The organism is Streptomyces sp. SID13031 (assembly GCF_010548305.1).
Classification (GTDB): domain Bacteria; phylum Actinomycetota; class Actinomycetes; order Propionibacteriales; family Kribbellaceae; genus Kribbella.
In genome coordinates, this window is the sequence record NZ_JAAGLV010000032.1 from 36,091 (window position 1) to 43,421 (window position 7,331).

Annotated in this window: 6 protein-coding genes; 4 read left to right on the top strand and 2 right to left on the bottom strand. The window is 68.2% G+C overall.

All coding sequences use genetic code 11. The features are described from left to right. The first annotated feature begins 91 nt into the window (after positions 1-91). Positions 92-2,260, top strand: coding sequence for an MMPL family transporter (locus G3I17_RS38055; RefSeq protein WP_164604065.1), 2,169 nt, complete (start codon positions 92-94; stop codon positions 2,258-2,260). On the opposite strand, the gene pdxH is transcribed toward G3I17_RS38055, so the two are convergent. Then, the gene (gene pdxH / locus G3I17_RS38060; RefSeq protein ID WP_343238552.1) at positions 2,257-2,895 is read right to left on the bottom strand and encodes a pyridoxamine 5'-phosphate oxidase; all 639 of its coding nucleotides are present in this window, start codon (positions 2,893-2,895) and stop codon (positions 2,257-2,259) included. The two genes, G3I17_RS38055 and pdxH, sit on opposite strands and share 4 nt — an antisense overlap. Before the next feature lie 147 nt (positions 2,896-3,042). Here pdxH and G3I17_RS38065 point away from each other — a divergent pair, with 147 nt between their 5' ends. After that, positions 3,043-4,170, top strand: coding sequence for a citrate synthase 2 (locus tag G3I17_RS38065; protein ID WP_164604067.1), 1,128 nt, complete (start codon positions 3,043-3,045; stop codon positions 4,168-4,170). A gap of 3 nt (positions 4,171-4,173) precedes the next feature. Here the strand turns inward: G3I17_RS38065 and G3I17_RS38070 are convergent, their stop codons facing one another. Continuing rightward, positions 4,174-4,953 carry an AraC family transcriptional regulator gene (locus tag G3I17_RS38070; RefSeq protein WP_164604069.1) on the bottom strand — a complete coding sequence of 260 codons (780 nt, stop codon included), beginning with the start codon at positions 4,951-4,953 and terminating at the stop codon, positions 4,174-4,176. 91 nt (positions 4,954-5,044) lie between these two features. Between G3I17_RS38070 and G3I17_RS38075 the strand changes: the two genes are divergently transcribed. Together G3I17_RS38075 and serC are read left to right on the top strand one after the other, a co-directional pair. Beyond that, complete coding sequence (locus G3I17_RS38075; RefSeq protein WP_164604071.1) at positions 5,045-5,878, top strand: phytanoyl-CoA dioxygenase family protein; 834 nt, start codon at positions 5,045-5,047, stop codon at positions 5,876-5,878. A 102-nt stretch (positions 5,879-5,980) separates the two neighbouring features. Next, the gene (gene serC, locus G3I17_RS38080) at positions 5,981-7,108 is read left to right on the top strand and encodes a phosphoserine transaminase (RefSeq protein WP_203591321.1); all 1,128 of its coding nucleotides are present in this window, start codon (positions 5,981-5,983) and stop codon (positions 7,106-7,108) included. Positions 7,109-7,331: the final 223 nt, after the last annotated feature.

Here is a 7,331-nt window from a genome sequence, read left to right on the forward strand (position 1 = left end):
GACCCTAGTGCCGCTTACAGTTTACACCGTTAACTGTTAACGGTGTTCACCTAGGCGATCACTGTTCAATTTACGCCCCGGGAGGGCTTTCGTGTTCGAGACACTCGGCAGGTTCACCTACCGGCGCCGCCGCCTGGTGCTGGCGCTGACCGGCGCCTTCGTGGTCGCCGCGATCGCCTGGGGCACCGGCGTCTTCGGCTCGCTCGCGAACGGTGGTTTCGAGGCGCCCGACACCGAGGCGTACCGGGCCGTCCGGACGATCGAGCAGACCGTCGGCCGGACCGGTACCGACGTGATCGTGCTCTACCGCAGCGACTCGCAGACCGTCGCCGACCCTGCTTTCCGGCAGACCGTCGAGAGCCACCTCGCCCAGCTCCCTGCCGCCGAGGTGCTCCGCACGACGACCTTCTGGGGCAGCAAGTCGCCCGCCTTCGTGTCGAAGGACCAGCACTCGACGTACGCCGTGCTGACGCTGGCCGGCGCCGATCCCGAGGAGCGGCTGGCCACCTTCCGCAAGATCGCGTCGCAGGTCAGGACGGCGCCTGCGGGGCTGGACGTCAAGGTGGGCGGCGAGGTCGCCGTGTTCGACGAGGTGAACAGCCAGGCCGAGCACGACATCGTCCAGGCCGAGTCGATCTCGCTGCCGATCGTGCTGATCCTGCTCGTGGTGGTCTTCGGTGGCCTGGTCGCGGCCAGCCTGCCGCTGTTCGTCGGCGGACTGGCGATCCTCGGCGCCTTCGTGGTGTTGCGCGCGCTGACTACCTTCACCGACGTCTCGGTCTTCTCGATCAACATCGTCACGATGATCGGCCTCGGCCTCGCGATCGACTACGCGTTGTTCATCGTCACCAGGTTCCGCGAACAACTTGCGCTCGGCAACGATGTCGAAACGGCCCTGTCGGTGACGATGCGCACGGCCGGCCGGACGGTCGCCTTCTCCGGCGTCACCGTCGGGGTGGCGATCTCCAGCCTGGCGCTGTTCCCGGTGATGTTCCTGCGCTCGATGGCGTACGGCGGTGCTGCCGCGGTCCTGGTCGCCATGGTCGCGGCCCTGACCGCCTTGCCGGCACTGTTGGCCGTGCTCGGTCATCGGGTGAACAGCCTCCGACTTCCGTTCTTGCGACGGGGTGGCGGCCTCGGCTCGAGCGAGCACGGCGCCTGGTACCGGCTGGCCCACAGCGTGATGCGCCGCCCGGTCCGGTACGTCGTCGTGCTCGTCCCGCTGCTCCTCGTCCTCGGGATCCCTTTCCTGCAAGCGCAATTGGGTGGGGTGGATCATCGCGCGCTGCCCGCTGGGTCTGACAGTCGCACGGTGACCGAGGTGCTGCAGAGCGACTTCGCCGGCGCGGGCGGGTCCGACGTTCTGGTGTCTGCCCGAACGTCGTCGCCCGACTCCTTGGCGCCTTATATTGCTGAGCTTCGGCGCGTGAAGGACGTCGCCGGGGTACAGCTGGGCGGCTTCAAGGATGGCGTGGCTTCTGTTGTCGTGCACACGCACTACACGTCGCAAGAGCTTCCGGCTCGTGACGTGGTCGCCGGGGTTCGGGCGGTCCAGCCGCCGGCGGGAGTCACGGTCGAGGCCGGTGGCGATACCGCTGCCCTCGTCGACCTGCTGCACGTGCTGCGGGAGCGGTTGCCGTGGATGGCCGGGTTCATCGTGCTGGTGACGTTCATCCTGCTGTTCGTTGCCTTCGGCTCCATCGTGTTGCCGGCCAAGGCGTTGCTGATGAACGTGTTGTCGCTGTCGGCGTCGTTCGGCGCGATGGTGTGGATCTTCCAGGACGGCAACCTGTCCGGGTTCCTCGACTTCACTCCGGCCGGCTTCCTCGACGCGACCAACCCGGTGCTGCTGTTCGCCGTCCTGTTCGGGCTGTCGATGGACTACGAGGTGTTCCTGCTCAGCCGGATCCGGGAGGAGTACGACCGGACCGGCGACAACAGCCAGGCCGTCGCGCTCGGCCTGCAACGCACCGGCGGCATCATCACCAGCGCTGCGTTGCTGCTGATCATCGTGGTGGGCGCGTTCGCCACCTCGGGCATCGTCTTCGTCAAGATGATCGGCATCGGGCTGGTGATCGCGATCGCCATCGACGCGACCGTGGTCCGCGCGCTGCTGGTACCGGCGACGATGCGGCTGCTCGGTCGCGCCAACTGGTGGGCGCCGGCGCCGCTGGCGCGGTGGTGGAAGCGGTACGGGTTCCGGGAGACGGGGCCTGCCTTGGAAGAGCCTGCTGAGGAACGCGAGCTGTCCAGGGCTTAGGGCTGGAGTCGTCGCAGTTGCCAGGAGTCGCCGGTGCGCTGGTACTGCAGGCGGTCGTGGAGGCGGCCGGTGCGGCCCTGCCAGAACTCGAACACCACGGGCTCGATTCGGTAGCCACCCCAGAAGTACGGGGTGGAGATCTCGGTGCCCTCGGGCCACTGCCGCTCGTACGACTCGTACTGCAGGTCGAGCTCTTCACGCGAGTCCACCGGCTGGCTCTGCTGGGACGACCAGGCACCCAGTTGGGAGCCGCGCGGCCTGCTGGCGAAGTACGCGTCGACCTCGTCTGCCGGAAGCTTGCTCGCGGTGCCCTCGACCCGGACCTGGCGTTCCATCGCGAGCCAGGGGAAGACGAGCGCGCAGGCCGGGTTGGCGGCGAGGTCGTCGGCCTTGCGCGACTGCTGGTTGGTGTAGAAGACCAGCCCGCGCTCGTCGAGCCCCTTCAGCAGTACGGTCCGCGCCGACGGCTTCCCGTCCTGGTCGGCCGTGGCGAGCACCATCGCGTTCGGCTCGTGCACCCCCGCCTCGGCCGCCTGCGCCAGCCACACCCCGAACTGCTTCACCGGGTCGGCATCCACCTGCTCCTCGAGCAGCTCACCCAGGCCGTACGTCTCCCGCATCTCTCCAAGATCCACGTGGCCGAGCCTAGTTGTCCCCCGGCCCGTCTCGCACAACAGCAGGATCCCGCCGAACCGGTCACAGATCTGTCCGTGCGGTCAGGCGGAGAACTATGCTGCCTGAGCGCCTAAATCGGACAAGATCGGACAAAGGAGTCTCACGGAATGTCAGATCCAAAGGTCGACGTCCAGCACGGTCTCGAGGGTGTGGTCGCTTTCGACACCCAGATCGCTGAGCCGGACAAAGAAGGTTCGGCGCTTCGCTATCGCGGGGTGGACATCGAGGATCTGGTCGGCCGGGTGCCGTTCGAGAACGTCTGGGGCCTGCTCGTCGACGGCGCCTTCACGCCCGGGCTGCCGCCCGCGGAGCCCTTCCCGCTGCCCGTGCACACTGGTGATGTCCGGGTCGACGTCCAATCCGCGCTGGCGATGCTCGCCCCGGCCTGGGGCCTGCGCCAGCTCTACGACATCGACGACGTACAGGCTCGCGACGACCTGTCCCGCGCGGCCGTGATGGCGCTGTCCTACGTCGCTCAGGCCGCTCGTGGCATCGGGCAACCGATGGTGCCGCAGCGCGAGGTGGACAGGGCGAGCACGATCACCGAGCGGTTCATGATCCGCTGGCGTGGCGAGCCCGATCCCAAGCACGTCAAGGCGGTCGACGCGTACTGGACCTCCGCCGCCGAGCACGGCATGAACGCCTCCACCTTCACCGCCCGAGTGATCGCCTCCACCGGCGCGGACGTCGCTGCAGCCCTCTCGGGTGCTGTGGGCGCGATGTCCGGCCCGCTGCACGGTGGCGCGCCGGCCCGGGTGCTGACGATGATCGAGGGCGTCGAGAAGAGTGGCGACGCCCGCTCGTACGTGCGGGGTCTGCTGGACGCCGGCGAACGCCTGATGGGCTTCGGCCACCGCGTGTACCGGGCCGAGGACCCCCGCGCGCGCGTACTTCGGCGTACGGCGCAGGAGCTGGACGCGCCGCGCTACGAGGTCGCCCAGGCGCTGGAGCAGGCCGCGCTGGCCGAGCTGCGCGAGCGCCGGCCGGACCGGGTGCTGGAGACCAACGTCGAGTTCTGGGCCGCGATCGTGCTCGACTTCGCCGAGGTGCCGCCGCCCATGTTCACGTCGATGTTCACCTGCGCCCGTACTGCGGGCTGGAGCGCCCACGTCCTGGAGCAGAAGCGCACCGGCCGCCTGATCCGCCCGTCCGCCATCTACTCAGGCCCAGCAACCCGCCCCGCCACCTCGATCGAGGGCTGGAACGAACTGTGGGCCAAGGAGCGGGGGGCCTGAGATTCATTTGCGGACTTGGCCCGGGGATATGCCAGTGCGGTATTTGTACTGGCGGCTGAAGTACGCGATGTCGGTGTAGCCGAGCGCAGCGGCGACCTGGGTGACCGTCATCCCGGTCTCCGTCAGGAGCTGATGCGCTCGCTCCACCCTCGCCTGGATCACGTACTGCGCGGGCGAAGTACCGTGCTGTGCGACGAACCTCCGGGTGAACTGCGCCCTGGAGAGCACTGCCTGCGCAGCCATCTCGGTGACGCTCCAGTCGCGACTGGGGTCCTGCCTGATGGCTTGGGCGACCTCCTGGATCGCAGTGTCGGTGGCACTCGGCTGCGGGCTGTGCGCTGCGTCCCAGATGAGCCCGAGCAACTGCTCCAGACACAGCTCGGCCTGCCTACGCCCTAGCGCGTCACCCCGCCGGTACGCCGTGTCCGAGCTACGGGCGAGCGCTCCGAGCAGTACCCGGTCTTGGACTTCTGCCCAACGCTCCCCCGGTACTACGCCCTCCGGGCTGACGGCGAAGTGCATCCCGAAGACCAGCAACCGCCGGCGTGGATCGTGGCTGGCCGTGGGGGCGTCCCCCGGCGCGAAGACGGCGCAGACGCCGGGACCCAGCTCGCGGGTGCTGCCGTTGAGTTCCAGGCGGCCGATGCCGTCGAGCACGCACCAGAGCAGGTGATCCTGTTGCGGCGGAGACACCCAGGACCAGGCCGGCTCGCATCGCCAGAAGGTGGGTGGCGAGTGCAACTCGAGCTCGACCGGGCCGGCGAGAACCGGGTGATGCGTCAAAAGGTCAACTCCTTGAGTGGATCACCCGTCGCTGTGGATGGCCATCCAAGCGGAGAATCTGAGGGTCAGCCTATCCAGTTGGGAGCTAGCCGTGAGCGTTTCGTTCAAGCAGGAGTTCGACACCGCGGGGTACACGTTGGTCCGTGGGCTGTTCGGGGCGGACGAGGTCGAGCGGCTGCGGGACCACTACATGGAGTTGCGCGGCCGGGGCTCGTACTCGGGCGACGTGGTCGGCGTACAGGCTGGGAGCCGTGATCCGCTGCGGCGGTATCCGCGGATGGCGCAGATGCACCGGTGGGACGAGTTGTCGCTGCAGTGGATGGTCGACGGCCGGCTCGACGAGGTGATGACGGGGTTGCTCGGGCGGTCGCCGTACGCAGTACAGACGATGATCTATTTCAAGCCGCCGGGGTCGCGGGGGCAGGCGCTGCACCAGGACAACTTCTATCTGAAGGCCGAGCCGGGGACGTGTGTGGCGGCCTGGATGGCGCTCGACACTGTGGATGTGGAGAACGGCTGCCTCGAGGTGGTGCCGGGCAGTCACCGCTGGCCGATCCTGTGTACCGAGAAGGCCGATACCAAGGTGAGCTTCACCGACGTGACAGTGCCGCTGCCGGAGCCGGGCGCGGCAGTACCGGTTGAGATGGCGCCTGGTGACGTGTTGTTCTTCCACGGAGCGCTGGTGCATGGCAGTGCGCCAAACGTCAGCTCCGACCGGTTCCGGCGGGCGCTGATCGGCCATTACATCCAGGGCGAGGCTGAACTGGTGGCCGAGTATTACCACCCGGCGCTGCGGATGGACGGCACGCCGCTGTCGTTGGGGACCTCTGAAGGCGGCGGTGCCTGTGGCGAGTGGGTGCCCGGCGAGGACGGGCCGGTCGCCGTGATGACCGGCCAGGAAGTCACCACCCGCAAGCACGAGTAGGCGGGCTGAGACCCGCGGCGGACGGCGTGGGGGGATGTGGAAGACTGTTGAGTGCTGACAGCGTCGTCGGCGGGATCTTCTAGCAGACGACGAAGGGAACCGCTGGTGACCAGCGACATCACTATCCCCGCAGAGCTCAAGCCTGTTGACGGCCGCTTCGGCGCCGGTCCGTCCAAGGTGCGCCCGGAGGCCGTCCAGGCCCTGGCGACCGAGGGCATCAAGCTGCTCGGCACCTCGCACCGTCAGGCCCCGGTGAAGAACCTGGTGGCCCGCGTGCAGCAGGGTGTCTCCGATCTCTTCCAGCTGCCCGACGGCTACCAGGTCGTGCTCGGCAACGGCGGCTCGACCGCGTTCTGGGACATCGCGACCTTCGGCCTGATCCGGGAGAAGAGCCAGCACCTGAGCTTCGGCGAGTTCTCGTCCAAGTTCGCCAAGGCCGCCCAGCTCGCCCCGCACCTGGGCGACCCGACCGTGATCAAGGCCGACCCGGGCAGCCGCCCGGCCGCGGTCGCCGAGGCCGGCGTGGATCTGTACGCCTGGCCGCACAACGAGACCTCCACCGGTGTGATGGCGCCGATCAAGCGCGTCGCAGGCGCCGACGAGGGCGCGCTGGTCGCGATCGACGCCACCTCGGGCGCCGGCGGCCTGCCTGTCGACATCAACGAGGTCGACGTCTACTACTTCGCACCGCAGAAATGCTTCGCCTCCGACGGCGGCCTGTGGATCGCGCTGATGTCGCCGGCCGCGCTGGCCCGGGTCGAGGAGATCACCGCCTCCGGGCGCTGGATCCCCGCGTTCCTGGATCTGGCCACGGCGGTGGACAACTCGAGCAAGAACCAGACGTACAACACCCCGTCGCTGGCGACGCTGTTCCTGATGGCCGAGCAGACCGACTGGATCAACAGCCAGGGCGGCCTGGAGTGGAGCGTCGGCCGCACCACCGACTCCAGCAACCGGCTCTACACCTGGGCCGAGAAGTCCGACTACGCGACGCCGTACGTCGAGGACGCCGACGCCCGGTCCCTGGTGATCGGCACCATCGACCTGGACGACTCGATCGACGCCGCGGCCGTCGCCAAGGTGCTGCGCGCCAACGGCATCGTCGACACCGAGCCCTACCGCAAGCTCGGCCGCAACCAGCTCCGGGTCGCGATGTTCCCGGCCGTCGACCCCGACGACGTCGAGAAGCTCACCCAGGCCATCGACTACACCGTCGAGAAGCTCCGCTGACCCAGCCTCGGCTCGGCGCCGTCTCAGGGGATAACCCCTGAGACGGTGGGTTGCCCGTCCAGATTCTGAGGGGGCAACCCGCCGTTTCAGGGGTTAACCCCAAGGCCGGTTAGTTAGGGGAGTTGGTGTGGTGTCAAGGGCGTGTTGAACGTGGAGCAGCGGAGCTCCTTAGGTAGACAGGTTTGTCCTCGCGAGACAACCAGCTACCAGAAGAGGCTCCGCT